At 62.2% G+C, this 26,997-nt stretch carries 24 protein-coding genes and 1 pseudogene; 7 read left to right on the top strand and 18 right to left on the bottom strand.

What is annotated here, in order from left to right; genetic code table 11:
* The 4 genes from NQE15_RS07010 to cphA (NQE15_RS06995) all read left to right on the top strand — a co-directional run bounded on the left by NQE15_RS07010 (position 1) and on the right by cphA (NQE15_RS06995) (position 7,692).
* Positions 1–2,277: an ABC transporter ATP-binding protein gene (locus tag NQE15_RS07010; protein ID WP_265947852.1), complete on the top strand. Its 2,277-nt coding sequence runs from the start codon at positions 1–3 to the stop codon at positions 2,275–2,277.
* On the top strand, positions 2,274–2,744 hold the full coding sequence (locus NQE15_RS07005) for a DUF1854 domain-containing protein (RefSeq protein WP_265947851.1): 471 nt from the start codon (positions 2,274–2,276) through the stop codon (positions 2,742–2,744). Before NQE15_RS07010 ends, NQE15_RS07005 begins: the two co-directional genes overlap by 4 nt.
* Positions 2,745–2,862: 118 nt before the next feature.
* Positions 2,863–5,109 (top strand): cyanophycin synthetase, encoded by a 2,247-nt coding sequence (gene cphA / locus NQE15_RS07000; protein ID WP_265947850.1) that lies wholly within the window; start codon positions 2,863–2,865, stop codon positions 5,107–5,109.
* A gap of 15 nt (positions 5,110–5,124) precedes the next feature.
* Positions 5,125–7,692, top strand: coding sequence for a cyanophycin synthetase (gene cphA, locus NQE15_RS06995; RefSeq protein WP_265947849.1), 2,568 nt, complete (start codon positions 5,125–5,127; stop codon positions 7,690–7,692).
* A gap of 38 nt (positions 7,693–7,730) precedes the next feature.
* On the opposite strand, the gene NQE15_RS06990 is transcribed toward cphA (NQE15_RS06995), so the two are convergent.
* The 14 genes from NQE15_RS06990 to NQE15_RS06925 form a co-directional block, all read right to left on the bottom strand.
* Complete coding sequence (locus tag NQE15_RS06990; protein ID WP_265947848.1) at positions 7,731–9,317, bottom strand: HD family phosphohydrolase; 1,587 nt, start codon at positions 9,315–9,317, stop codon at positions 7,731–7,733.
* A gap of 103 nt (positions 9,318–9,420) precedes the next feature.
* The gene (locus NQE15_RS06985; RefSeq protein ID WP_265947846.1) at positions 9,421–9,606 is read right to left on the bottom strand and encodes a hypothetical protein; all 186 of its coding nucleotides are present in this window, start codon (positions 9,604–9,606) and stop codon (positions 9,421–9,423) included.
* On the bottom strand, positions 9,603–10,607 hold the full coding sequence (locus tag NQE15_RS06980; protein ID WP_265947844.1) for a cyclic nucleotide-binding domain-containing protein: 1,005 nt from the start codon (positions 10,605–10,607) through the stop codon (positions 9,603–9,605). The genes NQE15_RS06985 and NQE15_RS06980 overlap by 4 nt, the downstream gene beginning before the upstream one ends.
* A 49-nt stretch (positions 10,608–10,656) precedes the next feature.
* Positions 10,657–11,424, bottom strand: a complete 768-nt coding sequence (locus tag NQE15_RS06975) for a 3',5'-cyclic-nucleotide phosphodiesterase (RefSeq protein ID WP_265947842.1) — start codon at positions 11,422–11,424, stop codon at positions 10,657–10,659.
* Between the two features lie 294 nt (positions 11,425–11,718).
* Complete coding sequence (locus NQE15_RS06970) at positions 11,719–12,420, bottom strand: FHA domain-containing protein (protein WP_265947840.1); 702 nt, start codon at positions 12,418–12,420, stop codon at positions 11,719–11,721.
* A gap of 15 nt (positions 12,421–12,435) precedes the next feature.
* A complete protein-coding gene (locus tag NQE15_RS06965; RefSeq protein WP_265947838.1) occupies positions 12,436–13,257 on the bottom strand; it encodes a Stp1/IreP family PP2C-type Ser/Thr phosphatase in 822 nt (273 codons plus the stop codon).
* Between the two features lie 28 nt (positions 13,258–13,285).
* On the bottom strand, positions 13,286–13,774 hold the full coding sequence (locus NQE15_RS06960; protein WP_265947836.1) for a serine/threonine-protein kinase: 489 nt from the start codon (positions 13,772–13,774) through the stop codon (positions 13,286–13,288).
* Complete coding sequence (locus tag NQE15_RS06955) at positions 13,672–14,625, bottom strand: protein kinase domain-containing protein (RefSeq protein WP_265947834.1); 954 nt, start codon at positions 14,623–14,625, stop codon at positions 13,672–13,674. The genes NQE15_RS06960 and NQE15_RS06955 overlap by 103 nt, the downstream gene beginning before the upstream one ends.
* Positions 14,626–14,710: 85 nt before the next feature.
* On the bottom strand, positions 14,711–15,667 hold the full coding sequence (locus tag NQE15_RS06950; protein ID WP_265947833.1) for an ornithine cyclodeaminase family protein: 957 nt from the start codon (positions 15,665–15,667) through the stop codon (positions 14,711–14,713).
* A gap of 9 nt (positions 15,668–15,676) precedes the next feature.
* Positions 15,677–16,378: a TerC family protein gene (locus tag NQE15_RS06945; RefSeq protein ID WP_265947831.1), complete on the bottom strand. Its 702-nt coding sequence runs from the start codon at positions 16,376–16,378 to the stop codon at positions 15,677–15,679.
* Between the two features lie 63 nt (positions 16,379–16,441).
* Positions 16,442–17,335, bottom strand: coding sequence for a succinate--CoA ligase subunit alpha (gene sucD / locus NQE15_RS06940; protein ID WP_265947829.1), 894 nt, complete (start codon positions 17,333–17,335; stop codon positions 16,442–16,444).
* 11 nt (positions 17,336–17,346) lie between these two features.
* A complete protein-coding gene (gene sucC / locus NQE15_RS06935; RefSeq protein WP_265947827.1) occupies positions 17,347–18,507 on the bottom strand; it encodes an ADP-forming succinate--CoA ligase subunit beta in 1,161 nt (386 codons plus the stop codon).
* Positions 18,508–18,643: 136 nt separating this feature from the next.
* Positions 18,644–19,261, bottom strand: coding sequence for an MATE family efflux transporter (locus NQE15_RS06930; RefSeq protein WP_265947825.1), 618 nt, complete (start codon positions 19,259–19,261; stop codon positions 18,644–18,646).
* Positions 19,262–19,511: 250 nt separating this feature from the next.
* Positions 19,512–19,982: an MATE family efflux transporter gene (locus NQE15_RS06925; RefSeq protein ID WP_265947823.1), complete on the bottom strand. Its 471-nt coding sequence runs from the start codon at positions 19,980–19,982 to the stop codon at positions 19,512–19,514.
* Positions 19,983–20,105: 123 nt separating this feature from the next.
* On the opposite strand from NQE15_RS06925, the gene paaK reads away from it, so the two are divergent.
* On the top strand, positions 20,106–21,401 hold the full coding sequence (paaK, locus tag NQE15_RS06920; protein WP_265947821.1) for a phenylacetate--CoA ligase PaaK: 1,296 nt from the start codon (positions 20,106–20,108) through the stop codon (positions 21,399–21,401).
* Between the two features lie 3 nt (positions 21,402–21,404).
* On the opposite strand, the gene NQE15_RS06915 is transcribed toward paaK, so the two are convergent.
* Complete coding sequence (locus tag NQE15_RS06915) at positions 21,405–22,106, bottom strand: fumarylacetoacetate hydrolase family protein (RefSeq protein WP_265947819.1); 702 nt, start codon at positions 22,104–22,106, stop codon at positions 21,405–21,407.
* Between the two features lie 119 nt (positions 22,107–22,225).
* On the opposite strand from NQE15_RS06915, the gene NQE15_RS06910 reads away from it, so the two are divergent.
* On the top strand, positions 22,226–24,007 hold the full coding sequence (locus NQE15_RS06910; RefSeq protein ID WP_265947816.1) for a FimV family protein: 1,782 nt from the start codon (positions 22,226–22,228) through the stop codon (positions 24,005–24,007).
* Positions 24,008–24,030: 23 nt separating this feature from the next.
* Here NQE15_RS06910 and NQE15_RS06905 read toward each other — a convergent pair whose 3' ends face one another.
* Positions 24,031–24,777, bottom strand: a complete 747-nt coding sequence (locus NQE15_RS06905) for a Nif3-like dinuclear metal center hexameric protein (RefSeq protein ID WP_265947814.1) — start codon at positions 24,775–24,777, stop codon at positions 24,031–24,033.
* 14 nt (positions 24,778–24,791) lie between these two features.
* Between NQE15_RS06905 and NQE15_RS06900 the strand changes: the two are divergent.
* Positions 24,792–25,945 (top strand): annotated as a pseudogene (locus tag NQE15_RS06900) (Do family serine endopeptidase).
* Positions 25,946–26,064: 119 nt separating this feature from the next.
* Here the strand turns inward: NQE15_RS06900 and NQE15_RS06895 are convergent.
* A complete protein-coding gene (locus tag NQE15_RS06895) occupies positions 26,065–26,316 on the bottom strand; it encodes a hypothetical protein (protein ID WP_265947812.1) in 252 nt (83 codons plus the stop codon).
* Positions 26,313–26,918, bottom strand: coding sequence for a tyrosine-type recombinase/integrase (locus NQE15_RS06890; protein ID WP_265947810.1), 606 nt, complete (start codon positions 26,916–26,918; stop codon positions 26,313–26,315). Before NQE15_RS06890 ends, NQE15_RS06895 begins: the two co-directional genes overlap by 4 nt.
* Between the last annotated feature and the right edge of the window lie 79 nt (positions 26,919–26,997).

Below are 26,997 nucleotides of genomic sequence, written 5' to 3'. Positions count from 1 at the left end.
TTGGCCGTTATCGAACCGGCACTCCCCAGCCAGTGGGCCGCCGAAGTCGAGCCGCAACTGGCCGCCGGCGAAAAAACTCAGGCCTGGGTGGAAATCGACCTCGATGCCCGCCTGCAATTCGCCAATGGCCTCCTCGTCGTCACCGACCAGCGCCTGCTGGCCCGGGCGCCGGGCGAGACGAAGTGGGTGCAGTGGCCGCTGCGCACCGACCTTCAACTCACCCATATCGACCATGCCGGGGTCGGCACGCTGGAGCTGCTCGACACCAACGGTCGCCTCGGCCGCTGGCGCTACACGCTGAGCAACAACCTGGCCGCGCTGCGCGTCATCACTGAGTTCGACCTACACCTGAAAAGCCTGCTCACCGGCCAGCCGGTCGAACGGGCGCTCGACGACATCTGCCCGAAATGCAAGGCGCCGTTGCCGCCGGGCGAGGACGAATGCCCGATCTGCACCCGCGAAACCACCGTCCCGCCCTCGACCTGGACGCTGTTCCGCCTCTGGCGTTTCGCCCGCCCCTACAAGTGGCAACTGCTGGCCGGCTTCCTGCTTACCCTGGCGTCGACTGCCGCAACGCTGGTCGCCCCCTACCTGACCATGCCGCTGATGGACAACGTGCTGATCCCGTTCCAGAACGGCCAGCCAATCGACTGGGACCTGGTCACCCTCTACCTCGGCGGTCTGCTCGGTGCGGCACTTGTCGCCTGGCTGCTCGGCTGGATCCGCACCTACATCCTGGCCCTGGTCTCGGAACGGATCGGCCGCGACCTGCGGACCACGACCTACGAGCACCTGCTCCACCTGTCGCTGCAATATTTCGGTGGCAAACGCACCGGCGACTTGATGGCGCGGATCGGCAACGAAACCGACCGCATCAACGTCTTCCTGTCGCTGCACCTGCTCGATTTCGCGACCGACATCCTGATGATCGCGATGACCGCCAGCATTCTGTTCTCGATCAATCACTGGCTGGCCATCGTCACGCTGTTGCCGCTGCCTTTCATCGCCTACATGATCCATTTCGTGCGCGACAAGCTGCGCACCGGCTTCGAGAAGGTCGACCGGGTGTGGGCCGAAGTCACCAACGTACTGGCCGACACCATCCCCGGCATCCGCGTGGTCAAAGCCTTTGCCCAGGAAAAGCGCGAAGCCGAACGTTTCCGCGAGGCCAACAGCCGCAACCTGGCGATCAACGACCGGCTGAACAAGACCTGGTCGCTGTTCTCGCCGACCGTCACGCTGCTCACCGAAGTCGGCCTGCTGGTGGTCTGGGCCTTCGGCATCTGGCAGATTTCCAAGGGCGACATCACGGTCGGCGTACTGACCGCCTTCCTCGCCTACATCAGCCGCTTCTACGGCCGCCTCGACTCGATGAGCCGTATCGTCTCGGTGACGCAGAAGGCGGCAGCCGGCGCGAAGCGCATCTTCGACATCCTCGACCATGTTTCCAGCGTACCGGAGCCGACCAATCCGGTCCATCTCGGCAAGGTCGAAGGCCGCCTCGAACTGCGCCAGGCCAGCTTCCGCTATGGCACCCGGGCCGTCACCCGCGATGTCGACCTGATGATCGAGCCCGGCGAAATGATCGGTCTGGTCGGCCACTCCGGCTCGGGCAAGAGCACGCTGGTCAACCTGATCTGCCGCTTCTACGACGTCACCGAAGGCGCCGTCTTCATCGACGGCGTCGATGTCCGCTCGGTGCCGATCGCCGAATTCCGCCGCAACATCGGCCTGGTGCTGCAGGAGCCCTTCCTGTTCTTCGGCACGATTGCCGAGAACATCGCCTACGGCAAACCGGACGCCAGCCGCCAGGAAATCATCGCCGCCGCCCGCGCCGCCCATGCCCACGAATTCATCCTGCGCCTGCCGCACGGCTACGACTCGCTGGTCGGCGAACGCGGCCAGGGGCTGTCCGGCGGCGAACGCCAGCGCATCTCGATCGCCCGTGCCCTGCTCATCGATCCGAAGATCCTGATCCTCGACGAAGCGACCTCTTCGGTCGATACCGAGACCGAGAAGGAAATCCAGAAGGCCTTGGACAACCTGGTCCGTGGCCGGACCACGATCGCCATCGCCCACCGCCTGTCGACGCTGCGCAAGGCCGACCGGCTGGTCGTCATGGATCGCGGCCGCATCGTTGAAGTCGGCAATCACGATACCTTGATGGCGGTCGAAGGCCACTACTTCAAACTCTACCAAGCCCAGGCCCGCAACGTCGATACCGAACCGGAAAGCCGGCGCAGCAACGAATCGGAAAGCAAGGACCACAGCAAATGACGACGCCGAACTTCACGCTCAGCCGCAACGCCTTCGGTCAGCTGATCCTGACCACGGCCAACGGGGAAAGCCATGTCGGCATCATTCCCGTGCGCGCCTTCCCGATTGCCGCACCCGACGAGGGTATCGCCCTGGTCAGTGCCGACGGCCACGAAGCCGGCTGGATCGACCGTATCGCCGACCTGCCGCCGGCGATTGGCCAGTTGATCGAGGAAGAACTGGCCAGCCGCGAATTCGTCCCGGAAATCGAGCGCATCGTCGAGGTCTCGAGCTTCGCCTGCCCGAGCACCTGGCAGGTCGTCACCGATCGCGGCGACGCGGCGCTGGTCCTCAAGGGCGAGGAAGACATCCGGCGCCTGACGCAGACCCGCCTGATCATCGCCGACACCCACGGCATCGAGTTCCTGATCCGCGACACCGGCAAGCTCGACCGCCACAGCCGCAAGCTGCTCGACCGCTTCCTGTAACGGCAGGTCACGCCTTGTGACATTTTTTTGACGCGGGTAATCCGCGACCCCGCGAAAGCGTTAATAATCACCAGTTGCCCCATAATTATTGCCACCTACGGAGCTGGGCTTAGCAAGCATGAAGAAAAAAGAAATCATCATTCGGGACATCATTCCCCTGCGTGGCCCGAATATCTGGACTTACCGCCCGGTGCTCGAAGCCTGGGTCGATATCGGCGAGCTGGAAGAGTTTCCCTCCAACAAGATTCCCGGTTTTTACCAACGCCTCTCGGCCTGGCTGCCCTCGCTGATCGAGCATCGCTGCAGCTACGAGGAGCGCGGCGGCTTTCTGCGCCGGGTCGAGGAAGGCACCTGGGCCGGCCACATTCTCGAACACGTCACGCTCGAACTGCAAAACCTGGCCGGCCTGCCCGGCGGCTTCGGCAAGGCGCGCGAGACCTCGGAGCGCGGCGTCTACAAGGTTGCTGTCCGCGCCTGGCATGAGGAAGTCACCCGCGCTGCGCTGGAACAGGCGCGCCGGCTGATCATGGCGGCGATTGAGGACAAGCCCTTCGACGTCGAGGCCGCCGTCGAGGAACTCGGCGACATGGTCGATTCCAAGTGCCTCGGCCCATCGACGGCGAGCATCGTCGATGCCGCCGATGACCGCGACATCCCGACCATCCGCCTGCTCGACGACGGCAATCTGGTGCAGATCGGCTACGGCGCCGCGCTGCGCCGCATCTGGACGGCCGAAACCGACCGCACCAGCGCCATCGCCGAAACCATTTCGCGCGACAAGGACCTCACCAAGAGCCTGCTCGAATCCTGCGGCGTGCCGATTCCCGAAGGCCGCGAAGTCACCAGCGCCGCCGACGCCTGGGATGCCGCCGAAGACATCGGCCTGCCGGTCTGCATCAAGCCGGTCGACGGCAACCACGGGCGCGGCGTCTTCATCGACGTCAAGACCCGCGAAGAGGTCGAGAAGGCCTACGCCATCGCCGTCGAGGAAGGCAGCGCCGTGCTCGTCGAACGCTCGATTCCCGGCACCGAGCACCGCCTGCTGGTGATCGGCGGCAAGCTGGTCGCCGCCAATCGCGGCGACATGGTGATGGTGACCGGCGACGGCAAGTCGACGGTCCGCGAGCTGATCGACTCCCAGGTCAATTCCGACCCCCGCCGCGGCCCGACCGAACTGCACCCGCTCTCCAACATCCGGATCGACTCCGCGGCCCGCATGGAGTTGTCGCGCCAGAACCTGGAACCGGACTCGATTCCGGCCGCCGGCCGCGATGTCCTGATCCAGCGCAACGCCAACCACGCCTTCGACGTCACCGACGACGTCCATCCGGAAACCGCCGCCCTGGCGTCGCTGGCCGCCCGCGTCGTCGGCCTCGACATTGCCGGTATCGACCTGGTCTGCGAAGACATTTCCCAGCCGCTGTCCGCCCAGGGCGGTGCCATCGTCGAAGTCAATGCCGGCCCCAGCCTGCTGATGCACCTCAAGCCGGGCATCGGCAAGCCACGCCCGGTCGGCAAGGCGATTGTCGACAATCTGTTCGCCGCCAACGAAACCGGCCGCATCCCGGTGGTCGGCGTCACCGGCACCCGCGGCAAGACCGCCGTCGCCAAGCTCGTCGCCCACCTGCTCTACATGTCCGGCAAGCATGTCGGCCTGGCCTGCAGCGACGGCCTGCATCTCGACCGCCGCCATGTCCAAAAGAGCGACGCCGCCAACTGGACAGCCGGCCACCGCCTGCTGCTCAATCGCGCCGTCGAGGCTGCGGTCATCGAAAACGGCGGCCGCACTATCCTCGGCGAAGGCCTGCCCTATGACCGCTGCCAGGTCGGCATCGTCACTAATATCGAACCGGATGCCGAAAACCTGGCGCGCTGGGATGTCCATCCGAGCGGTGGCGAGTATTTCACCACCTACCGCAACACCTACCGAACCCAGGTCGACGTCGTTCTGCGCAACGGCTACGCCGTACTCAATGCCGCCGACCCAATCGTTGCCGACCTCGCCGAACTGTGCGATGGCGAGGTCATCCTCTTCGCTGCCGACCCGACCTGCCCGGCCCTGGCCGCCCATCTCGCCGCCGGCAAGCGTGGCGTCTTCGTGCGCGACGGGCGGATCACCGTCGCCACCGGCGACAGCGAAGCCTGGCTACTCTGCCGCCTGGGCGACGTGCCGGCGATCGGCAAGCAGAAGGACCCGGCCACCATCGCCAACGTCCTGGCCGCCGTCGCTGCCGGCTGGGCGCTCGGTATCACCTTCGATGCAATCGGCACCGGCATCAAGACCTATGGCCTCGATCTGCCCGCACCGTCCGACCTGCTCACCCAGGTCGCCAAAAAGCCGCGCAAAGCGGCAACCCGGAACTAACAAGGATTCAGTGTCATGGACGTTTCACGCATTCGTGCCCTGCGCGGCCCCAACCTGTGGAGCCGGCACACCGCGATTCAGGCCATCGTCACCTGCGAAGGTGGCGAACGGGCCATTTCCGATCTGCCCAATTTTGAAGCCCGGCTGCGCGAGCGCTTCCCGGAACTCGGCGACCTGATCCCGTCGGATCACCTCGACACCGTCTCGATGGCCCACGCCCTCGAATTCGCCGCTCTCGGCCTGCAAGCCCAGGCCGGCTGCCCGGTGACCTTCAGTCGCACCGCACAGACGGTCGACCAGGGCGTCTATCAGGTGGTCGTCGAATACACCGAAGAGGACGTTGGCCGCCTCGCCTTCGAGCGTGCCGAACAGCTGTGCAATGCCGCCCTGCACGACACGCCTTTCGATCTCGATGCGACCTTGAAGGAACTGCGCGACCTCGACGAGGACATCCGCCTCGGCCCATCGACCGGCGCCATCGTCTCGGCCGCCGTCGCCCGCGGCATTCCCTATCGCCGCCTGACCCAAGGCAGCCTGGTGCAATTCGGCTGGGGCAGCAAACAGAAGCGCATCCAGGCTGCGGAAACCTGTTTCACCAGCGCGATCGGCGAATCGATCGCCCAGGACAAGGAACTGACCAAGAAGCTGCTGCACGCGGCCGGCGTCGCCGTGCCCTACGGCCGCCCGGTCGAGGACGAGGACGATGCCTGGGTCGCCGCCCAGGAAGTCGGCCTGCCCGTCGTCGTCAAGCCGCAGGACGGCAACCAGGGCAAGGGTATTTCGGTCAACCTGACCACCGAGGAACAGGTGCGCCGAGCCTACCGCGTCGCCATCGAGTTCCGCGACGACATCATGGTCGAGAAATTCCTGCCCGGCCACGACTGGCGCCTGCTGGTCATCGGCGACAAGCTGATCGCCGCCGCCCGCCGCGACCCGCCGCTGGTCATCGGCGACGGCACGCACACCATCCGCGAACTGGTCGACATCGTGAACCGTGATCCGCGCCGTTCCGACGGCCACGCCACTTCACTGACCAAGATTCGTTTCGACGAAATCGCCCTCGCCCGCCTCGCCGAGCAGGGTTATAGCGCCGAGACCGTGCCGCCGCGCGGCGTCCGCGTCGTTCTGCGCAACAACGCCAATCTATCCACCGGCGGCACCGCCACCGACGTTACCGACGATGTCCATCCCGAACTGGCTGCCGCCGCCGTCGCTGCCGCGCAAACGGTCGGCCTCGACATCTGCGGCATCGACGTCGTCTGCGACACTATCCTGAAGCCGCTCGAAGATCAGGGCGGCGGCATCGTCGAATGCAATGCCGCTCCCGGCCTGCGCATGCACCTCGACCCCTCGTTCGGCAAGGGCCGCGCCGTTGGCGAAGCGATCGTCGGGATGATCTTCCCGGACGGCGACAACGCCCGCATTCCGGTCGTCGCCATCGCCGGCACCAACGGCAAGACAACGACCAGCCGACTGATCGGCCGGATTTTCGAGAGCCAGGGCCTGCGCGTCGGCATGACCAGCACCGACGGCGTCTATATCGCCGGCCGGCGCACCGACGACGGCGACTGCAGCGGTCCGCGCAGTGCCCGCAACGTGCTGCTCCACCCCGACGTCGATGCCGCCGTCTTCGAGACCGCGCGCGGCGGCGTCTTGCGCGAAGGCCTCGGTTTCGACATGTGCGATGTCGCGGTGATCACCAACATCGGCCTCGGCGACCACCTCGGCCTCAATTTCATCACCACCGTCGATGAACTGGCTGTGGTCAAGCGCGTCATCGTCGAGAACGTCGCACCCAAAGGAACCGCCGTGCTCAACGCTGCCGACCCGGTGGTCGCGGCGATGGCCCACCACTGTCACGGCCAGATCATCTTCTTCGCTCAGGACCGGATGAATCCGGTGCTGGCGACGCATCGCGCCCAGGGCAAGCGGGTCGTCTATGTCGAGCGCGACGCCATCATCTGTGGCGAGGGACGCAAGAAGCAGCGCATCCCGCTGGCCGACATCCCGCTAACCCGCAACGGCACGATCGGCTTCCAGGTCGAAAACGCCATGGCCGCCATTGCCACCGGCTGGGCCCTGGGCTACGCCTGGGAAACCATCGAGCGGGCGCTGGCCGGCTTCGTCAGCGATGCTCGGACCGCCCCCGGCCGCTTCAACGTCTTCGACTACAAGGGGGCGACGCTGATCGCCGACTACGGCCACAACCCGGATGCCATCCAGGCGCTGGTCAATGCCATCGACAACATGCCAGCCAAACGCCGTTCGGTGGTGATCAGCGGCGCCGGCGACCGGCGCGACGACGACATCCGCCAACAGACGGAAATCCTCGGCGATGCCTTCGATGACGTGATCCTCTACCAGGACGCCTGTCAGCGCGGCCGCGAGGACGGCGAAGTCATCGCCCTGCTCCGTGAAGGCTTGGCCAACGCCAGCCGGACCCGGCAGATCGACGCCATCACCGGCGAGTTCCTGGCTATCGACACGGCCCTCGGTCGCCTGCAGGCCGGCGATCTCTGCCTGATCCTGATCGACCAGGTCGAAGAGGCGCTGGCGCATATTGCCCAAAGGCTGGCGCACTGAGCTGAAATCTGCCCGGCCGCCACCGTGCGGCCGGGCGATCAGCAGTCGATCTGCTGCGCACCCATGTAGTTCGCCGCATACTTGCGGTAGACCTCACTGCTGACGAAGATTTCGTACAGGTCGGGGTCGATATGGCCGTTGTTGCGAAAATTCTCCAGAATATTTAAGGCCTGTGACAGCTTCATGCCGTCCTTGTACGGCCGGTCCCTAGCGGTCAGCGCTTCGAAGATATCGGAAACCCCGATCATCCGCGCCTGCCAGCTCATCTGCTCACGCTTGAGGCCTTTCGGATAGCCTTTGCCGTCCATGCGCTCATGGTGGCCACCGGCGTATTCCGGCACGTTCTTCAGGTGCTGGGGCCAGGGTAGCTGTTCCAGCATCTTGATCGTGGCCACAATGTGGTAGTTGATCGTTTCGCGCTCGGCGGAAGTCAGCGTGCCAGACCGGACGGTCAGGTTTTCCAGCTCGTTGTCGCTGAGGAATGGAGCATCCGCTCCGCTTTCGTCCTGCCAGCGGTAGCTGCTGGCGATCCGCCGGACGCGCTCGATATCGTCGTCGGACATGTGCTCGCCACCGATGTTGGCCTGGCGCAGAAATGCACGGTCGGCATCGCATTGCCGGCAAAAGGCGAGACAGGTGGCCTCGGCCTCCGCTGCGGCCATACCTTCGGCGATGTGGCGCCACTTGCGCACTTCGGCATCGCGTTTGATGACCTCAAAGCGGGTATCCACCAGATGGATGCGGTCGTAGATGGTTTGTAGCTTGGTCGCCTTGTCGACGACATGCACCGGCGTCGTGATCTTGCCGCAATCGTGCATCAGGGCTGCAATACGCAGTTCGTAGCGGTCCTTGTCGGTCAACCGGAAATTGGTCAGCGGACCGCTGTCAGCGGCATCGACGGCATCGGCCAGCATCATCGTCAACTCGGGCACGCGCTGGCAATGGCCCCCGGTGTAGGGTGATTTCTCGTCGATCGCCAGGTTGATCATGGTGATGAAGGATTCGAACAGCGCTTCCAGTTGCTGCACCAGCAGCCGGTTGGTCAGCGCGATCGCCGCCTGCGAAGCCAGCGATTCGGCCAGTCGCTGGTCGGCCGGGGAAAACTCGACGACCTTGCCGCTCGCTGGACAAAGCGCATTGATCAACTGCAGTACGCCGATGATTTCGCCCTCGTGGTTCCTCATCGGCACGGTCAGGAAGGACTGTGAACGGTAGCCGGTGCGCTCGTCGAACTGGCGCGTCCCGGAGAAGTCGAAACCCTCGGCCATATAGGCATCAGCGATATTTACGGTGTGGCCGGTGAGCGCAGCGTGGCCGGCGACCAGGCTGGTGTTGGGCAAGCCGTCAACCTTGTAGAGCGGTAGATCGGAAAACTTGCCCGATGTCGGCTGCCCACTCGAACCACCGAAGGCGATATTCAGCGAATCGGTGCGCACGATCTCGAAATGCAGGTGCTGGCGGTCCTCGGAGAGCAGATAGAGCGTCCCGCCGTCGGCCCGGGTAATCGCCTTGGCGGCGAGCAGGATTTTTTCCAGCAACAATGCGAGGTTGCGTTCGTTGGATAATGAGGCGCCAATATCGTTGAGCTGCTCAAGGCGGCGAAACAGATCGTCCGGCGTGTCCATACCTCCCCCTATTTGATGCAAGCGGCCCACAGCTAATTGATGTCGGTAACGCCCCGCAGGACTGTTTCGATGTCGCTCATCTTCAGCGATTGCACGCCGTTATTCAATTAGCATACGACGATTTCCACAACCAGGCTTTTTCCTGGCACATCTTTCCAACGGATCGCTGCCTAGGACTCGGCCGGATCAGGAAATCGAGACTGTGCGGCGAGAAGCCGACCTTGATCGGGTCACCAGCAGCCAAGATGCGCATCACGCGATGCGACCAGCGGCTGGAGAAGTTGCTCATGTTTTCTCCGGAACGCCCAGCCCACCCCGCAGCCAGCCGGCCTTGAAACCGTGCTGGGCGAGCAGGAAGGCGGCGGCGGAGCTGCGCCGGCCACTCTGGCAATAGACGATGTATTCGCGGCTCTTGTCGAGCAGGCCAAAGGCATTGCGGATTTCGTTGAGCGGCAGATTGAGCGCACCCGGCAAGCCGTCTTCGGCAAATTCGGCCGGATAGCGCACATCGAGCCAGCCGGCTTGGCCGGCCCCGACCTTGCGCTCGGCCTCGGCGCGTTCGATGGCATGCAGCAACGGCGCCTGCAACAATTCGACAAAATCCGGCTTTGCAAGGCGCAGCAATGCGCCATCGGTCTTCATGGTGACCGAGGCATTACGCCGGCTGTCCGAGACCAAGGCCTCCTCGCCGAACGAGTCACCGGCCTTGAGTTCGGCGACGCAGAGGTCGGCCCCACTCACCCGCTTGCTGACCTCGCAACAGCCCGCTTCGATCAGATAGAAAAAGTCACCGACCTCGCCCTCGCGAATCAATTTCTGCCCGCACTCGACCCGAATGCGCTCGAAGCGCCGCAGGAGTTCGGGGATGTGCGCCGGCGGCAGCTGAGCCAGAGCGCTGGAAGTCAGCGTCTGGGCGCTGAACGCCCCGGTCATCGCGCTCCACTTGGCAGCGTCCTCCTTGCCCCTTGCCTTGTTTTCGGCAACAGATGACAGTTCGTCCCAGGTCATCATGATGTCGAGCAGGTCGCAGTCAATGCGCAGCAGTTCGATCGGGGTAATCGCCTTGCAGCTCACCGGCGGAACGGTCTTGTAGCCGATCGGCCAGTTGGCGATGTCGCAGGCACCGACCAGCAGCCGCATGCTGCCATCGGGCAGGACAATCTTCAGTTCGCCGGAGAGCAGATAGGTAAACTGCGCCGTGCTGTTTCTTTCCGACAGCGGATCACAGCCGATCAGCCCACTCTCCGACCGGCATAAACCAGCGAGCTCTTCGCGGCGGAGTTTGGACAAGCCACGGATTGGCTCCAGCCGGCCAAGTGTTTCAACAGTCAGTGCCATCTCAGAACTCAAAAACCTGATTGTTTTGCAACATCATGGGTTTGAAATCGCCAAGGCATTGCTCGATTTCTTCCATGGTCAGTTCGATCTGCCCCGGCTTCAGGTGGGTGATGTAAATGTCGCATTCGCGCTCCAGTTTTTGTAATTCGGCGGCCAGCATGTTCGGGCAAAGGTGCTTGGAGACGATGGCCAGCTGCTGTTCGCGATTGGAAAAAGCGCATTCGATAATCAGGTGTTTCAGATCGGAAATCCGGTTGACCGCACGCCAGAAAGCGCTGCAGATCCCGGTGTCGCCCGAGAAGACCAGGCTGGCCGCCCCGGAAGCGACGTGGTAGCCGACGGCCGGCACCGTGTGCTCGACCGGCAGGGCGGTAATATTGCGCCCGTCGATCGTGGTTGATTTGCCCAGCTCGATCGCCTGGTAACGCATGAAGGGTTTGTCGACGCTGGGCACCTCGGCAAAATCCGGCCAGATCGCCCAATTGAAAATGTGATTGCGCAGGATGGTCAGGACGGCCTCGGTGCCATAGATGGTCAATGGCTCGCTACGGCGGTCGGCAACGGTATCGATCATCAGCGGCAGCGAGGCGATGTGATCGAGATGGGTATGGGTCAGAAAGACATGATCGATCGCCGCCAATTCGGCAATCGAAAGGTCAGCCACGCCAGTCCCGGCATCGATCAGGATATCGTGATCGACGAGCAGGGAGGTGGTCCGCAGATGCCGGCCACCGATACCGCCACTACAACCAAGCACGCGCAGTTTCATGTCTATTTGGTCTGGTAATTGGTGACGCAGTTCCAGGAGTCGTCCGGTGCTGAGGCACGCCAGGCGACGATACGTTCCGCATACAGCGCATCCAGCCAACAACCGGGCGCACGCTGGCTCAGATTGTACATCTGCAATTCGGCCTGATCCCAGTCCCTGGCTCGGTACAGGCGTCAAGCATGACGCCACAATTCAGTTCATCGTGTCTGGGACTCGCCTCGTAAAGATAGGCATCGAGGACGTACCGGATAAGGCACCTTTTCAAGAAATTTTCAGGGCGGGCGATGCGTCGCGTCAGGCCTTGAGGAAGAATTCCATTTTGATGCCAGCGATCTCGATGACATCGTGGTCCCCCAGCGGGTGTGCCTGGGCATCGAGCACCTCGCCATTGACGACGGGAAACTGCTTGCCTTCGACATGGGTGATGAAATAGCCATGTGGCCGGCGGGCGATTACGGCCACCTGCAAGCCGGGCTTGCCGAGCGTCGTCAGGGTCTTGGTCAGTTCCAGCTCCTTGCCGGCGTTCGGGCCGTTGAGCAACTGGATGGCCGCCGCCGGAATGCTTGGCGCTGGCGGCGTCGGGGCGACGCCGACATTGGAACGGGTTGGCGACGAGGTCGGCGCCAACTGCATTTCCGCAGACGGTTTGGCCATGTCCGGACGCCGCACGGGAATCCTCTCGAAATCGCCGCTCGCCGCGCCGACTTCGTCACCGCTCATGAACTTGAGCTTGTACTTGCCGAGCTCGATGACATCGTTGTTGCGCAGGATGTGTTTCTTGATCGGCTGACCGTTCACCAGCGTACCGTTGGTGCTGTTCAGGTCCTCGAGGAAGGAATCGTTGAGGATGGTGACAATGACGGCATGCTCACCGGAAATGGCCAGGTTGTCGATCTGGATGTCGTTATGCGGCTTGCGGCCGATGCTCAGGCGCTCCTTGTTGAGCACGATTTCCTTGAGCACCAGCCCGTCCATCGAAAGGATCAGTTTTGCCATCTCGCCTTCCCCGTTCTACTTCAAACCGGCCAGCAGCTTTTGCCACCAGCCGCTGGGCGACGCATAGTCGCCCCGCACCTTGACCAGAATGACCGAAATATTGTCCCGCCCGCCGTTGTCGTTGGCCATCTGCACCAGTTGCTCTGCTACCAGCGCCAGGTTGCCACCCAGCGTCTGCAGGGTGAGCGCGATTTCTTCGTCATCAACCATGTCGTTCAGACCATCCGAACAGAGCAGGTAGGTATCGCCAACCTGAACGTCATGGGCATGAATTTCCGTCTCAACTTCTGGGTCCACTCCGAGCGCCCGCGTCACCAGATTCCTGTTCTGCGAATAGCGTGCCTCTTCGGGGGTAATCATGCCACTATCAAGCTGCTCCTGCAAAAGTGAATGGTCCTTGGTCAATTGCTCGAAACGCTCGTTACGCAGCCGGTAGAGTCGGGAGTCACCAAGGTGTGCGACATTCATCTGGTTGTTGTGGAACCAGGCCAGAACGAGCGTCGTTCCCATGCCGGCATACTGCGGCTGGCTTTGGGCGGCATTGAAGATGGCTGAATTGGCAGCCGCCACTTCGTCGGCGATATGACGTTCGGCGAAGTCGATGTCGCCGATGCCGGCGAGCTTTGTGGTCAGGGTCGGAACAAAGCGGGAAAAATTGGTTGCCAGCAAGGTGGTTGCCATGCCGCTAGCCACCTCGCCAGCGTTATAGCCGCCCATGCCATCTGCGAGGATCGCGATGCCCAGACCAGCATCGGCAAATACGGCATCTTCGTTGTGCGAGCGAACCATCCCCGGATCGGTGCGAACCGCCATTTCCAGAGCGTCGGGAAGCTTCATCTCGGGGAATCCTCAAGGGTAATTGTCATCAGGCCACTTCGCTGGCCAACTGGTCGATACAGGCGCGCAGATCAGCGGCCATGACGGCACCGCGCTGATAGCGTTCCTCGATATTCTTGCGCAAGGCCTTGTCGATCACCGCCGCCACCATCGGCGGCAAACCCGGCGCAATACTCAGGATATCGGCCGGTGTGTCGTTGGCAATCTTGAACATCAACTGGGCCAGCGACTCGCCGGTAAAGGGCAATTGCCCGGAGCACAACTGATAGAGCATCACGCCCAGAGAAAAGAGATCCGAGCGGCCATCGATCTTCTTGCCGGCGAGTTGCTCGGGCGACATGTAGGACGGGGTACCCAGCACCATGCCGGTCTTGGTCCGCGACGAATCGGTGATGCGGGCGATGCCGAAATCGGTCACCTTGACTTGGTCGGATTCCGGTTCGTACATGATGTTTGCCGGCTTGATGTCGCGATGGACAACGTTCCGGGCATGGGCGTAATCCAGCGCATCGGCCACGCGCGCCACAATGGACAGCACCTTGGGCAGGGGCAACAAGGCCCCGGCTTGCTCCAGGGCAGCAGATCGCAGCCGTTGAGGAACTCCATGGCGATGTAGGCGAGGTCGTGTTCTTCGCCGGCCTCATACATGGTGACGATGTTCGGATGATTCAGACGCCCCGCCGTTTCCGCCTCGCGGAAAAAGCGCTGCTTGACGTCAGCGAGTTCGTCGGCATCGAATTCCTGCGCCAGGGCCATGGTCTTGATGGCGACGACGCGGTTGATCTTCGGGTCGCGGCCCTGGTAGACGACGCCCATCGCCCCCTTGCCCAGCTCCCGCTCCAGCCGGTAGGGGCCGAGCTGCGGATCGCCAAGCTCGGCGTCGCGGAAAGTCAGCGGATCGCCATGGCTCTGGCCGCCGGTCGGCACCACGGTTTCCGGCAACTGCCGGTCACGGGTCAGGCGCTTGGCGATGTCGCGATAGCCGGAATCGTGCTCGGCCATGGCGCGAAACACTGCTTCGGCCTTGCTGAACTGGCGCTGGCGCTCAAAATCCAGCCCGAGGTTGTACAGGTTCTCCATCAGCCCGTCGTCCATCGGGCATTGGCGGAACTTGTCGAAAGCCTGGTCGAGCTGCCCCTGCCCCTGAAAGGCAAGCGCCAGAAGGCGGCTGGACTCGGCCGAAGCGCGAACGGGCTTCGGCTCGCGGCGCCCGCTGGACAACAAGCGTTTGGCGATCAGCAGCAGATAGCCGATCAGCAGCAGGCCGGCAGCGGCGCTCAACGGAATCCACAAACTGGCGGCAAGCATGAGCAGCGTCAGCGCGATGCCGAGAAACCAGTCAGCCTTCCAGAAAGCCCCCTTCGCCATCCCCTCCCCTTATTATTGGCCGCGAAATTAGAGCGACACCGGTCCGTGAGATATTTTTACGCCCACTTGGCGACCTGGTCAAACCTCATTGCATCGGGATTTTCTGCCCCAGGCCAGCCGCCTCGGCCGCTGCCAGCACGCGCAGCCCTACTGCCAAATCCTGAATCGCCAAGCCCTGAGATTCAAAAAGCGTCACCTGTCCGGCCGCGGTTCGACCGGCATGACGGCCGATGATGACATCCCCCAGTTCGACCAACTGGCGCACGTGCAAACGCCCTTTTTCGAGCAGGGGCAACAGGTCGCCGGCCTCGGCCAAGGCAGTCGGCACAGTATCGACCGTAACCAGGTCACAGCGCCGGATAGCCGCCTCCGACAATTCCTGACGGATCAGCGCATTCGAGCCAGCGGCATTGATGTGCATGCCCTCTTCCAGCCACTCGGCGTCGAACAGCGGTTGCGTTGCCGTCGTCACCGTCCCCAGCAGATCGCTGCCACGCACCGTTTCCTCGGCACTTCCCGCCGGCACAACGGCCACCCCGGTCGCTTCGCTGAGCCGGCAGCAGAAATCCTGCAAGCGGTCGGCTTGCCGGCTGAACACCTTGACCCTCTCCAGCGGCAGGGACGCGCAGATGGCGCGAACGTGGCCTTCTGCCTGCCAGCCGGAACCAAAGACACCGGCCACGGTGGCATCCGGCCGGGCCAGCCACTTGGCGGCCAGGCCGCTGACCGCGCCGGTGCGGATCATGCCCAGATAGTCGCCTTCGATCACGGCGCGTAGGCGACCCGTGGCCGCATCGAACAGATGCACCAGAAAGCGGTTACCGCTGCGGTTGGTGGTATAGGCCTTGTAACCGATGACGCCCTGCGCCGGCAGCGCTCCCTGCAGCATGTGCAGCACGGTTTGCGGCAGACGGCTGCGCGCCCGTGGCGTATCCAGCGCCTGGCCAAGGGCAAGGTCGCGATGCGCCGATTCGACTGCCTCGAGCGCCATCTCGACGTTCAGTACCTGTTTTACGTCAGCTTCCGAAAGAAAGAGTGCCATGATTTCCCCTTAAACGATGGTCTGATCCTGTCGCGCCAGAATTCGCTGTTCCAGCAAACGCCCGACTACAACCACCAGCAGCGCCCCGACGGCACCGGCCACCTTGGGCGACCAGTCCGGAATTGGCGGCAGCCAGGCGGTCAGCCCCGGATCGCTGAAGATCATCTGACCGGCCACATAACCGAGCAAGGCTGCGCCGAACAGCACGATCGATGGCCAGCGCTCCATCCAGTGCAGAATCAGCTGGCTGGACCAGACGATCAGCGGAATGCTGACCGCCAGGCCGAACAGCAGCAGGGCCAGACTGCCGTGCGCGGCGCCGGCCACCGCAATCACGTTGTCCAGGCTCATCACAAAATCGGCGACGACGATGGTCTTGACCGCCCCCCAAAGATGGGCCGAGGGCTCGATATCGTGCCCTTCCTCATTGCCCGGGAGCATCAGCTTGACGGCGATCCAGACCAGCAACAGGCCGCCGATCAGCTTGAGCCACGGCAAATTCATGACCAGCGCGGCGAATACAGTGAGCACGACGCGCAGACTGACCGCCCCGGCGACACCCCAGAAAATACCGGTCTTGCGCTGCTCCGGCGACAGATTGCGACAGGCAAGCGCGATCACCACGGCGTTGTCGCCCGACAACACGATGTCGATCAGGATAATCTGGCCGACAGCGATCCAGAACAGGCTAGAAGTAAGGTCAAGTTCCATAAACACCAGGCGAAAAAAAGGCGGACCCGCGGCCCGCCTTTTTGGTTGAGCTAGGCTCGAATTTTACAGCATGGCCTTGAGCAGCTTGGCCATTTCGGACGGGTTGCGCGTCACCTTGAACCCGCACTCTTCCATGATCGCGAGCTTGGCATCGGCGGTATCGGCACCGCCGGAGATCAAGGCACCGGCGTGGCCCATACGCTTGCCGGCCGGAGCGGTAACACCGGCGATGAAGCCGACGATCGGCTTCTTCATGTTGGCCTTGCACCACATGGCAGCTTCGGCTTCGTCCGGACCGCCGATTTCGCCGATCATGATGACGGCGTCGGTATCCGGATCGTCGTTGAAGGCCTTCATGACGTCGATGTGCTTCAGACCGTTGATCGGGTCACCGCCGATACCGACGGCAGACGACTGGCCGAGACCGATTTCGGTCAATTGGCCGACGGCTTCGTAGGTCAGGGTGCCGGAGCGGGAAACCACGCCGATGCGACCCTTCTTGTGGATGTGACCCGGCATGATGCCGATCTTCACTTCATCCGGGGTGATCAGGCCAGGGCAGTTCGGGCCGAGCAGCAGGGTCTTCTTGCCGCCCTTGGCTTCCTTTTCCTTCATCTTGTTGCGCAGGATCAGCATGTCGCGGACGGGGATGCCTTCGGTGATGCAGATGGCCAAATCGAGGTCAGCTTCAACGGCTTCCCAGATCGCTGCTGCAGCGCCCGGGGGCGGCACGTAGATGACGGAAACGGTAGCGCCGGTTTGCTGGGCGGCTTCCTTGACGGAACCGAAGATGGGAATGTTGAAGATCGACTCGCCGGCCTTCTTCGGGTTCACACCAGCCACAAAGCAGTTCTTGCCGTTCGCATATTCCTGGCATTTTTCCGTATGGAACTGACCGGTCTTGCCGGTGATGCCCTGGGTGATGATCTTGGTGTCTTTATTGATGAAAATGGACATTCAATAGCTCCTTACTTGACCGCAGCAACGATCTTGGTGGCGGCTTCGGCCATGGAATCGGCAGAAATGATCGGCAGACCGGAATCCTTGAGGATCTGCTTGCCCATATCTTCGTTGGTACCCTTCATGCGAACGACCAGCGGCACCGACAGATGGGTTTCGCGAGCCGCGGCGACGACGCCGGCAGCGATGGTGTCGCACTTCATGATGCCGCCGAAGATGTTGACCAGGATGCCCTTGACCTTGGTGTTCTTGAGCATGATCTTGAAGGCTTCGGTGACCTTCTCGGTCGTGGCGCCGCCACCGACGTCCAGGAAGTTGGCCGGCTCGGCGCCAAACAGCTTGATGGTGTCCATCGTGGCCATAGCCAGACCGGCACCGTTCACCAGGCAGCCGATGTTGCCGTCGAGGGAGATGTAGGCCAGATCGAACTTGGAAGCTTCGATTTCGTCGGCATCTTCTTCGTCCAAGTCGCGGAAGGCAACGATCTCTTCCTGACGGTAGAGGGCGTTGGAGTCGAAGTTGAACTTGGCGTCGAGGGCCTTGATGTTGCCGTTGCCTTCGAGGATCAGCGGATTAATTTCGGCCAAGGAAGCATCGGTTTCCATGTAGCAGTTGTACAGCCCCTTCAGCGCTGCAACAGCTTGCGCCTGGGAAGCCGCCGGGATGCCGATACCGGCTACCAGGGTCAGCGCCTGCTCGTCGGTCAGGCCGACCAGCGGGTTGATGAAAACCTTGAGAATTTTTTCCGGGGTCTTGTGGGCGACTTCTTCAATGTCCATGCCACCTTCGGAGGAAGCCATCATGGCGACGGTCTGCGTGGCGCGATCGGTCAGCGCCGCAACGTAGTACTCGTGCTTGATGTCGGCGCCTTCTTCGATCAGCAGGCGACGGACCTTCTGGCCTTCCGGACCGGTCTGGTGGGTGACCAGTTGCATGCCGAGGATCTGGTTGGCGTACTCGCGCACTTGCTCGAGCGACTTCGCCACCTTGACGCCACCACCCTTGCCACGGCCACCGGCGTGAATCTGGGCCTTGACCACCCAGACACTGCCGCCCAGGGTCTCGGCTGCCTTGACCGCGTCATCGACGGACTGGCAGAAGATCCCGCGCGGAACCGTAACGCCGAATTTCTTCAGGAGTTGTTTGCCCTGATATTCGTGAATTTTCATGCGCTTTCCTTGCGTTTAGTTGAGTTGCGAGCAATAAACGGTAGCCATACAGTCCCCCGGCCCCGCTTGGTTATACCGACTTGGACCCAAAATGTTACCACAGACCGCCATTTTTATTGCGCGCCAAAATTCATAATTATGGCCGCGACTCGACGACCAGAATGGCCTTGCGCAGCAGTGGCAAAAGCATGGCAGCGGCCAGGACGATTCCAGCCACCGCGGCCAGCCAGAAACCGGCCACGCCGAGCGGAGGCTGCCAGCGGTAGCACAGCCAGGCACCGCCCAACAGCCCGACGCCCCAGAAGCAGATCGTCTGGACCAGCATTGGGACAAAAGTTACCCGGTAGGCCCGCAAAGCATGTCCGGCGACCGTCTGCAACGCATCGAAAAACTGGTAGATCGCCACGTAGGCAATCAGGCCCAGGGCAATCGCCCGTACCGACGGATCGTTCGTGTAGGCCGCGATCAACGGTTCGGCCGCCAACCAGAGGAAACTGCCGGCCAGCGTGGACAGCCCGGCAGCCAGTAACAGCCCGGCCCGGATTGCGGCGCGGGCGCGCGGCCAATCTCTTCCGCCGACCGCCTGCCCGACCGTAGCCATGGTGGCGATGGCCAGCGACAAGGGCAGCATGTAAGCCAACGCCGAAATATTGGCGACGATGCGGTGCCCCGCCACCACTGTCGCCCCCAGTTCCGCGACGAACAGACTGACCAGCGTAAATGAGGTGATTTCCACCAGATTGGACAGCCCCATCGGTACCCCAAGACGCAATAGTTCTCGCCAACCGGCCCAGCACGGCCGTTGCCACTTTCTGAATGGCCGATATCGTTGTCCGAGCGGCCCCAGGCGAGATAGGCCGCCCCACTCAAACAGGCCAGCCAACCGATCAGGATATTGGAGAGCGCACACCCGGCGACACCGAGCGGTTCGCCCGACCAGCCTTGCAAGGTCAGCCCCCAGGCCAGCAGCGCATGCAGGGCGAGGCCGCCCAGACCGATAGCCATCAGCACCCGCGGCTTGCCCAGAGCATTGCAAAAAGCATAGAACGTGCGATAGCACAGCGCGGCCGGCAAGCTCCAGGCGAGCATGGCCAGATACTGGCGAACCTTGGCCTCCACCGCCACATCCATTTCCGCCATTCCCAGCACCGCCCCGGATGGGTCAGAAACAGCACGCCTGGCAGGCTCAACAGCAGGGCCAGCCAGAAACCTTGTTGCAGAACGCCAGCCACCTCGCCCTCGCGCTTCGCACCATGCAAATGCGCTACCACCGGCGCCACAGCCTGCAAAATCCCGACCAGCGCGAAGACGACCGAAACATGGATGCCGCCGCCGATCGCCACCGCAGCCAGATCGACAGGGCTGACATGGCCGAGCACAGCGGTATCGACCACCATCATGCCGATGGAGGCCAGTTGGGCGATCAGGATGGGGAAGGCGTGGGCAAGCAGCCCACGGGCAGCGGCAAGGAGCATGAGAGGAGATTGTCGCACGCACGCCGGCCTCGGCCGCCCGGGCAAATACGGGCCACCTTGATCTGGCTCAAGCAGCCGCCCGGTATGCCGGACGAAAATCCCGGCTTCAGGAGGGAGTCAATAATGAAAATAGGCTTACACGCCATCGAAAACGCCAGCCGCGAGGAAATCGTCGCCCTACAGACCGCACGTCTAAAATGGACGCTGTCGCATGTCTATAACAATGTGCCACATTACCGCGCCAAGTTCGATGCCGCCGGGATCCATCCGGAGGATTTCCGAACACTGGCCGACCTCGCCCGCTTCCCCTTCACCACCAAGCAGGACCTGCGCGACAACTACCCTTACGGCATGTTCGCCGTGCCGCGTGAAGAGGTGGTGCGCATCCATGCATCGAGTGGCACGACCGGCAAACCGACCGTGGTCGGCTATACGCAGAAGGACATCGGCACCTGGGCCGAGCTGATTGCCCGCTCGATCTACGCCTCCGGCGGCCGCAAGGGCGACATCGTCCATGTCGCTTATGGCTACGGCCTATTCACCGGCGGTCTGGGCGCCCACTACGGCGCCGAGAAACTGGGCTGCACGGTGATCCCGATGTCCGGCGGGCAGACCGAAAAGCAGGTCCAGCTGATCTGCGATTTCAAACCGAACATCATCATGGTGACGCCGTCCTACATGCTGAACATCGCCGACGAGTTCCGCCGTCAGGGCATCGACCCGCGGAGCACGGCATTGCGCATCGGCATCCACGGCGCCGAGCCGTGGACCGACGCCATGCGCGGCGAGATCGAGGCCGCTTTTGGCATCGATGCCATCGATATCTACGGGCTGTCAGAAGTCATCGGTCCGGGCGTCGCCAACGAATGCGCCGAAAGCAAGGATGGCCCGGTGATCTGGGAAGACCACTTTTACCCGGAAATCATCGACCCACTGACCGGCGAGGTGCTGCCCGAAGGCAGCCAGGGCGAACTGGTGTTCACCTCGCTGACCAAGGAAGCGATGCCGGTCATCCGCTATCGCACCCGCGACCTGACCCGCCTGCTACAGCCGACCTCACGTTCGATGCGGCGGATCGGCAAGATCACCGGCCGCTCGGACGACATGCTGATCATCCGCGGCGTCAATGTCTTCCCGTCGCAGATCGAGGAACTGATCCTCAAGCAACCCAAGCTGTCGCCGCATTACGTACTGGAAATTTCGCGCGACGGCCACCTGGATTCGATGAAGGTCAATGTCGAGCTGAAGCGGGAGTTCGAATTTGCCAGCACGGCCGAGAAGGAATTCGTGGCGCACGATCTGCAGCACCACATCAAGTCCTACATCGGAATTTCGGCCCGCATCGACATTGTCGAACTCGGCGGCATCGAGCGCTCGATCGGCAAGGCGAAACGCGTTATTGACAAACGCCCGAAGTAAATCTCAGACGATCCGGGCGCGCAGCGTACCGACGCCGTCGACACCAGCCTCCAGCCGGTCGCCCGGCACGATCGGCCCGACCCCGGCCGGCGTGCCGGTATAGATCAGATCGCCGGCTTCCAGACGCACCGAGGTCGACAAGTTGGCGATGATGTCGGCCACTTTCCACATCATGTCCGACAAGTCGCCGTCCTGACGCAGCTCGCCATTGACCGACAGCCAGATACGGCCCTGACCCGGATGCCCGGCCAGAGCCGCAGGCCTGATCTCCCCGGCCACGGCCGACTGATCGAAACCCTTGCCCATATCCCAGGGATGGCCCTTTTCCTTGGCCTTGCCCTGAATGTCGCGCCGGGTCAGATCGAGGCCGACGGCATAGCCAAAAATCAGTTTATGGGCAGCCTCGGCTGCAACATTCACCCCCCCCGCTCCTAGCGCGACGACCATTTCGACCTCGTGATGCAGGTTCTTGGTGATCGGTGGATAGGCGATGCTGAGTTCGCCACTCCCACTGACCAAGGCGTCACCGGGCTTCATAAAGAAAAATGGTGGCTCGAGTCCGGCTGCCTGGTCGGAAGCGCCCATCTCGCGGGCGTGTTCGGCATAGTTGCGGCCAACGCAAAAGATCCGCCGTACGGGAAAACGCTGATCGCTCCCGGCAATCGGCAACGAAGGAATGGGATGTGGCAAAAATGCATATTTCATGGATTGTCTCGAGCTGGTTTGACCAAGGTCAGAAGTGTGCAATATTTCACCCTGACAGTGTCAGCACGATGTTACTGTTTCGCCAGACATAAAAAAAAGCGCGCCACGAGGGAACCCCAATGAATACAAAGCTGTTTCGACTCAACGCCTTGGGCCTGGCCCTGGTTTCCAGCTACGCCGGGGCGGTCGGATTTGGTGAAATAGTCCTGCACTCCCGGGTCGGCGAAGCCCTAAGAGCCGAAGTTCCGCTCCTCGCCGGCGCCGGCGAATCCATCGATACCGCCTGCTTTTCACTAGCCCCGCTGCCGGGTTCCGAACTTCCCGCCGTCAGCAATGCCCGTATCCGACTGGTTCGCAACGGTACGGCGTACCGCCTGCTCATTTCAGGCACCCGCCCGGTTGCCGAACCTATCTTCGTTATCGGATTGCGCGCCAACTGCGGCGTTGATCTCCAACGCGACTATGTCTTGATGCCTGCAGCGCCGGTGATGCTGGCTTCGGCCGATGGCGAGGCGCCCCCGCCAATTACCAGCACGGCCAGCCGGAAATCTGTCAATTTCCGCGAATGGCAAGCCCACGACGGCGACACCCTGGCAGGAATTGCAGAATCGCAGGCGCCGGAGGGCGGCAGCGAGCAACGCCGCCTGTTGTTGGCGATGAAGCGTGCCAACCCAGCGATTTCCGCCGACGAGCCACTCACCGAAGGAACGCTGGTCCGGATACCGTATTTGCGGCAACGCACCGCCGTCGAGCGAAGCGCCCCACCCAGCAGTAGCGCCCCGCAACCGCTGCGCGCGCAGAGAGAGCAAGCCCCCCCCCTCCGGCCTAAAAAAGCTCCGAAGACAGAGGCCGCTCCCAACCAGACAAAAAAAGGTGGCGACCGCCTTGTCCTCGGCAAGCCGCCGGAGGATTTGCAACCGGGCGAAAAGGCGGTTCCACCTCGCGCAAGCCTGAACGAGATGGAAGAGCGCATGCTCAAGCTGGAAACGACGCTGCAGGTGCTAAATCAGGAAATTGACAAACTGAACAGCGCCCTGGCGCTGACCACCGAAGCGCTGGCCATCCAGAACAAGATCCAGGCCGCGCAATCGGCCCCGCCGGTGCCTGATGCCATGCCAGCCGTCAAGGCCGGTGTCACCGCGCCACCGCCGGTTGATCGCTCAAGCCAAAACAACTGGCTTGAATTGTTGTTCAGCGCCCTCGCGGGGGGTGGCATTGCGGCAGGCATGGCCCACCTGCTGAGTCGCCACCGTCAACGCCGGAGCGATGATGAACTCCCACTCGCGGTCTCCGGCTACCGTCCCGAAGTCGTGGTCAGGCCGCCCGCCTCCAGCGTCTTCGAATCACCAGCGACTAGTACCAGTCAGCCAACCGAAACATTGCCCGCCCCAACGGCAACCACCGTGGATATTCCGCTCGAAGCCGAAACGGTCGACGTCAATTACAACGAAGGTGGCACCGCGCTTGAGCTTGCCGAAATCATGCTTTCCTTCGGCCGGGTACGGGGCGCTGCCGAAACCCTGGCCCAGCATATCGAAGAGAACTCACCGGAAAATATTCAGCCGTGGAGCATGCTGCTCGATCTCTATCGCCGGGGTGACATGCCTAGCGAATTCGAAACGCTGGCCGGCCGAATGCGTGAAAAATTCAATGTCCATGTTCCCTCTTGGGCAGAGTCGAATTCGCCAGTCTCCGGCCTCAAGTCGCTGGAGGACTATGCCCATATTGTCTGGCGAGCATCCAACAGCTGGGGCACCCAGGAATGTCTGAACTACCTCTATGAACTCGTTCACGACAACCGTGCCGGCCAGCGCAGCGGCTTTCCGCTGGAAGTGGTCGAGGAAATTGCCCTTCTGATGCGCATCCTCGAAGAGGCTTACGGACTAAAGCGCCCGAACTAGTGTCAGCCTTTGCCTTTGTGGTTTTAGACCGGGTTGTCGACATCGACAAACTCGCATTCCAGCCCGAAACGGGCGGCCAGATGCGCGGCCAGCGCCTCTACCCCGCCACGTTCCGTCGCATGATGGCCGGCAGCGATATAGGCCACGCCGCTTTCGCGAGCCAAATGTACCGTCTGCTCGGATATTTCTCCTGACAGGTAGGCATCGACCCCGAGCGCTATGGCCTGCTCGAAATAGCCCTGCGCCCCACCCGAGCACCAGGCAATACGGCGAATCGGCTGGCTGGGCCGGCCAATCACCAGCGGCTCCCGACCAAGGGCACACGCCACCTTGCTGCCCAGAACGCCCAGGTCCAGTGACTTGGTCAGCGTTCCGAACCAGGCGATATCCTGTTCCCCAAACCGACCTTCCGACTGGCATCCGAGGCGACTGGCGAGTTGCGCATTGTTGCCCAGTTCGGAGTGGGCGTCCAAAGGCAAGTGATAGGCGATCAGATTGATATCGTTGGCGATCAGCGTCCGCAGACGCTGCCGACGAATCCCGGTCACCCTCCCATCCTCCCCTTTCCAGAAGTAACCGTGGTGAACCAGAATGGCATCGGCACCGCGGGTTACCGCGGCGTCGAGCAAGTCCTGACTGGCCGTGACCCCGGCCACGATGCGCCGCACTTCGCTACGTCCTTCCACTTGCAGGCCGTTTGGGCAATAATCCCTGAACCTTCCGGATTCAAGCAATCCGTCCAGATAGCTCACCAACTCTTCGCGTTTCATCGATACGGTCTTTCATGCACAGGTTGTGGCTGATTTTTGCACAAACGGTTACCGTTGCGGTGGCGATTCTGTTCGTCGTGATGACCTTGAAACCGGACTGGCTGCCCCATCAACGCACCGAGCTGGCGCTACAGGAAGCCCCGGCAAGCTCCGACGATGGCAACCGCCCCCGGCCGCCTCCTATCGCGAGGCAGCCCGGGCCGCACTACCCTCGGTGGTGCACATCTACACCACGCAACAAATCAAGCAGCAGCGTCATCCGCTGTTCGACGACCCGATTTTCCGCCACTTCTTCGGCGAACGTCCAGAGGGCCGGGCACCACAAAACTCCGGCCTCGGTTCCGGCGTCATCGTCAGCGCCAATGGCTACATCCTAACCAATTACCATGTAGTCGAAGCCGCCGACGACATTCAGGTCTCGCTCAACGACGGTAAGACCTACAAGGCACGGGTCATCGGTAGCGACCCCGAATCGGACCTTGCCGTACTCCAGATCAAGGCCGACAAACTGCCCACCGTCACCTTCGGACAAACCGAGGGCCTGCGGGTCGGCGACATCGTGCTGGCCATCGGCAACCCCTTCGGCGTCGGCCAGACGGTCACTATGGGCATTGTCTCGGCACTAGGCCGCTCGCATCTGGGCATCAATACCTTCGAGAACTTCATCCAGACCGACGCGGCTATCAATCCGGGTAACTCCGGCGGCGCGCTGGTCGATGTCGACGGCCACCTGGTCGGGATCAACACCGCCATCTATTCCCGCACCGGCGGTAATCACGGTATCGGTTTTGCCATCCCGGCCTCCAGTGCTCGCAGCATCATGGAGCAGATCATCCAGAACGGTGCCGTCACCCGCGGCTGGATCGGCGTCGAAGCGCAGGAAATCACCGCCGAGTTGGCCGAGTCATTTGGCCTACCCGACACCGAAGGCGCCCTGATTGCCGGCGTCATGCGCGGCAGTCCTGCTGACACAGCCGGTATCCGCCCGGGCGATGTGCTGCTGACGGTGGGCGGCAAGACAGTACGCGACCCGCAAGTCATGCTCGACCTGATCGCCGCCCTGAAACCGGATGAAAAAGCCGGCTTCCGTCTGCGCCGTGACAAGACCATCGTCGAGGTTCAGGTCAAGATCGGCAAGCGACCCGCGATCCGGGCTGAAAAGGAATAAGCCATGTGCCAGTTGCTCGGTACTTAGTGGACAATATTACGCAAATTTAGGAGCAGCCATCTAGGCTTGAGTCATTGCCCAAGCTGCCGTTGTCTACTTGATAGGGCGTGGCTGACAATTCAGCCAGACAGAACCAGCACAAAGTACCAGCCACCGATCTTTTGTACGGGGCAGTCGGCATACCTGCGGCGCAGTGTGCTTACCCTTACCTGACCGTCATCACGAACGATCCGTAGCCAGTAGAACTGGATTGCACCGTGCTCGTCACGCCCTGTACCGTCGGCAAACCTGACCTCAATCCAGAGCAACCTGTACTGCAACCAGTCAATGAACCTTGCAGGCAACAAGCTGAGCCACAGCATCTTCGTCAAAGCCCATTCATGTAGCACTGACGAACTTCGTCTGTCGTAATGCCGAGGTAACTCAAGGTCTGCCGTTGAGTCGAATGGCCGAACGCATCCATCAGCACCGGCAAATCCGTCCGGTAAGTCACCCGTTGGTGGTACCCCCAAGTTTTCCTGAAACTGTGTGACCCGTAGTTCTCACGGTGAAGCCCAACGTCGGCGCACCACGCCTTGACCAGACGATTGACGTACTGCACGGTCATCGAACCTCTCGTGCCAGTGAACAGCAGATCGTCGTCGTCCTTGTCGGGTGATGCCTCGATCAATCGCTGAATCGCTTCCAAGGCTTGATGGTTCAGAACCACCGCCCTCGCCTTTCCGGTCTTCTCCTCTCGCACAGCCAGCATGTCACCCGGCGCAAGGCCACGGACCTGCCCCACACGGACACGCAGCAAGTCACCGGCACGAAACGCCGTGTTGATGCCCAGCACAAACAGCGCATGGTTGCGCGGGTGATCGGCCAGCAACTTCTTAATGCGGCCGATGGCCTTCACGTCCCGGATCGGCTCAACGCGGATGATCGAGCCGGGCTTCGGGTGGTTCGGATTGCGTCCCTTCGGTGATGACATTGCGCCCAGCCTACGAACATGACAATGTCAAATTATCACAATGCCTGAACGGTGTACATCCAGCGATAACGGCCGTTGT

Origin of the sequence: Dechloromonas sp. A34 (assembly GCF_026261605.1) — a bacterium.
GTDB lineage: Bacteria > Pseudomonadota > Gammaproteobacteria > Burkholderiales > Rhodocyclaceae > Azonexus.
Note: the sequence above shows the minus strand (reverse complement) of the source record. Positions and strands in the feature narration are given on the sequence as shown.